This is a genomic window from Geomonas sp. (assembly GCF_056994735.1).
In genome coordinates this window covers 1-3,497 of record NZ_JBXKJL010000364.1, presented here as the reverse complement: position 1 = coordinate 3,497, position 3,497 = coordinate 1, and the positions used below count along the sequence as shown (strand labels likewise).

Genomic DNA, 3,497 nt, shown 5'->3' with positions numbered 1-3,497 from the left:
GAAGAGCAGCGCTCGGCCAGTTCGTTGGCGCCGCCAAGATGTCCGGAGAGGAGGGAGATGGCGAAGCGACCGGCATCATCGACCACCACCACCGCCGGGTCCTTATCCTTTGCCTGCAGAAGGGGGGCGACAGTGCGAACCACGATCCCGGTCGCCATTATGAAGACGAAGGCACGGCATGACGGCCATAGCCGCGCCACGAGCGCCTGCAGCCCGTCCGAGAACGGCTGGGCATCTCCAGTGGCGTGCTTCTCGATGACGTATAACGAGCTTTCCGGCAGCGCTCTCTTGAGGGCAGCACCGATTCCGGCCCCGTTACCGGTTATGGCGATGATAGCTATCTTCATAAATGACTCAGGCCGACTTCCCCTCTCCCTCCGGGAGGGCCGGGGTGAGGGCGCCTTCCACAGAGGAGCAACAGAGCCTGGAAGTGGCAGCTTCCCTCACCCGACCTTCGGGCACCCTCTCCCGGAGGGAGAGGGGAGGAACCGCTCGTCCCACTGCGGTGCCAGGTTCGCGCCCGGGAGGGCGCTCCTACAGCGATGTGCAGGTGCGCACCGCCAATGTGCACGTGCTCACCGCGGTCTGTTACGACTTGTGTACTCCGTTCGGTCTTAGGTGATGATCCCTTTCCTGCACCCGTGGGTGAACTCCTTGTCGTACAGAAGAGACTTCGCCCGCATCCCCTCGCCCCTGGCCCGCAGCACGTCGCCCACGACGATCAGCGCCTGCTTGCCAATACCGGCTTCCTTGACCTTGGCCGCTATGTCGGCAAGCGTTCCTTCCACAACCTGCTCATCTGCCCATGAAGCGCGGGCGACGACGGCGACGGGGGTCTCCACCGTGTAGGCTCCAAGAAGCAACTCGTCTACGACCTTCTCCATCATCGACACGGAGAGGTAAATCAGCAGGGTCGCGCCAATCCGGGCAATCTCGCAGAGCTTTTCCCGCTCCGGCACAGGAGTCCTCCCCGCCAGACGGGTGATGATCACGGTCTGGGAAACTTCGGGAAGGGTCAGTTCCTGTTTGAGGGCGGCGGCCGCGGCAAAGGCGCTGGTAACGCCGGGGACGACCTCGTAGTCGATCCCCAGTTTGTCCAGCTCTTCCATCTGCTCCTGGATGGCGCCATAGATGGACGGATCTCCGGTATGGAGGCGGACGACGTTTTGTCCGGCAAGAGCTGCCTGGGCGAGGGCGCTGGTGGTCTCCTGAAGGTTCATGCCGGCGGAGTCGAAAATGGTGGCATCGGGAGCGTAGGTCTTCACCAGTTCGAGATCGACCAGGCTTCCCGCATAGACAACCACGTCCGCCTCACGAAGGAGACGTGCGCCTTTGACGGTGATGAGTTCGGCATCGCCGGGGCCGGCGCCGACGAAAAAGACTTTGGTTACATTGGTCACAACAGGTGTCCTTTGAAGTGCTCGGAACCCATCCCCACCCCGGCCCTCCCTTTGAAAGGAGGGGGCGCCGTCGAACGGGGCCGGGAACTCGATCTGCATGGGGAGGGTAATAGAAGAATTGACGCGCTAAAGCTGATTTTTCCTTACGATCAGCATGGAAAGATAGTCGAGCTTTTTTCCGACCAGCGACGCGAGGTCGAAGTGGACCTCCTCATCGCTCGATCCTACCCGGCGTACGAAGACTCCACGCTTCTCGAGGCCGAGCTCCTTCAACACCGCGTAGATCCGGTCAAAGACACGGTTCACCTTCATCAGGATGACGGTATCGAATTGCTCCAGGGTCCGCTTCAGTTCATCGCTCTCATAGGTCGCGGGAAGGATGGCGATCCGCTCTCCGCCAAGACCAAGAGGAGTCCCGGACACGGCAGATGAAGCCAGGATGCTGGAGATCCCGGGTACGATTTCGATCTTTATTTCCGGATATTTTTCGCAGAGGATCCGGTGGATGTAGAGATAGGTGGAATAGAGGAAGGGGTCGCCGATGGTGATGAAGGCTACGTCTTTTCCGGCCCCTATACGCTGGGCGACCTGGTCGGCCGCCTCTTCCCAGAAAGGATCGAGGCCCTGCTGATCCTTAAGCATCGGGAAAACCTGGACCAGTACCTCCTGCCGCTTCCTGTCGATGAATTCCTCGACTATGGAGAGGGCATAGCTCCCTGCTTCGGCTGCACCGGTCGGAGCGCAGATGACATCGACATTTCTCAGGATCCGCTCCGCCTTCCTGGTCAACAGCTCCGGGTCGCCGGGTCCGACACCTACCGCATAGATTACTGCCACTACTCCTCCCCTTTCCAGGCCGCGATCACGTAGACCGGGTTGTGGGCGGAGAACATCTTGTACTCGGTGAGAGTGCGGGTCTTGGAGATGTTAACGCAGGTGACTTCGACGGTGTAGCCGTGATCTTCGAGGAACTCAACCGATTTGGTGAGCGTATCGAGGGTGACGGCGTTGAGCACGATGAAGCCCTCGGGTTTCAAGCGCTTGTCCACCGCCTCGATGATCTCTTCCAGCATCCCGCCGGAGCCGCCGATGAAGACGCGGTCGGGGTCGGGAAGTTCCTCCAGCCCCTCAGGGGCGAAGGTCTCGATGACCATCACGTTCCTGGCCACGAACTTCTTCATGTTCTCTTTCAGAAAGGTCAGGTACTGGGGGTTCTTCTCCAGCGCGAAAATCCGGCCGTTGGGCATGAGGTTGCCGGCTTCGATGGAGACGGAGCCGCTGCCGGCGCCGATGTCCCACATCACCAGGTCGTCCTGAAGCTGGAGCTTGCCCAGCGTCACAGCCCGCACCTCTTCCTTGGTGATCAGCTTCTTCGCGGTGGCGAATTCCTCGTCGCGGATGCCGATCACGGGGTAGTTCTGCAGATTCGGTTCCCAGGTCTTGAGCAGGATCAGAATGTTTAGGGGGGATGCCTTTATCTCGGTCAGGCCGCGCACGTCGGTCTTGGTGAATTTCTCCGTGGGGAGTCCCAGGTCCTCGCAAACCCAGGCCTCATAACCTTCGGCGCCGCGGGTGATGAGTTCCCTGGCCAGGACGGCGGGGGTATTGACGCTGTCGGTGAGGATGGCGATCTTTTCCGAGGCGATGATGCGGTCGAGCGCGGGCTTGATCCCTCTGCCATGGACCGAGACGAAGGTGGCATCGTCCCAGGGCTCCTTGATCCTGGCGAAGGCGTACTGCACGCTGGTGACGTTGGGGAAGATCTCCACCCGCTCCTTGGGAAGGTTCCGGAGGAGGAACCTGGCCACACCGAAGAAGTTCGGGTCGCCTGACCCCAGCACCACGGTACGCTTGTCCGTGGATCTCAGGTACTCCAGCATGATGGAGAGGTCCTCGAGGAGACGCTTCTCCCCCTTGAAATCGGGGAAGATATCAAGCAGCCGCTTATGCCCGATCAGCACCTCGGCGCTGCCGATCACCTCCAGCGCCTGCTTGCCGAATCCTTCCCATCCCTCGATACCGGCGCCGACCAAGTAGATCTTTTGCTCTGGCATAACCCGCTCCTTCTTCATTTCAATACAATGTGCACCATGGGCT

General features: G+C 60.5%; 3 protein-coding genes and 1 pseudogene. All 4 read right to left on the bottom strand.

Annotated elements, in window-relative coordinates; translation table 11 throughout:
• Positions 1-347, bottom strand: a pseudogene (locus tag AC11W3_RS15835) (cobalt-precorrin 5A hydrolase); the annotation flags it as partial.
• A gap of 267 nt (positions 348-614) precedes the next feature.
• Positions 615-1,400: a precorrin-4 C(11)-methyltransferase gene (gene cobM / locus AC11W3_RS15830; protein WP_484093329.1), complete on the bottom strand. Its 786-nt coding sequence runs from the start codon at positions 1,398-1,400 to the stop codon at positions 615-617.
• 126 nt (positions 1,401-1,526) lie between these two features.
• Positions 1,527-2,237: a precorrin-2 C(20)-methyltransferase gene (cobI, locus tag AC11W3_RS15825; RefSeq protein ID WP_484093328.1), complete on the bottom strand. Its 711-nt coding sequence runs from the start codon at positions 2,235-2,237 to the stop codon at positions 1,527-1,529.
• A complete protein-coding gene (cbiE, locus tag AC11W3_RS15820; protein ID WP_484091001.1) occupies positions 2,237-3,454 on the bottom strand; it encodes a precorrin-6y C5,15-methyltransferase (decarboxylating) subunit CbiE in 1,218 nt (405 codons plus the stop codon). The genes cobI and cbiE overlap by 1 nt, the downstream gene beginning before the upstream one ends.
• Positions 3,455-3,497 lie beyond the last annotated feature (43 nt).

What these genes read in the sequence shown, in the direction of transcription:
- cbiE (WP_484091001.1), bottom strand. Translation starts at nt 3,454, where the DNA reads ATGCCAGAGCAAAAGATCTACTTGGTCGGCGCCGGTATCGAGGGATGG.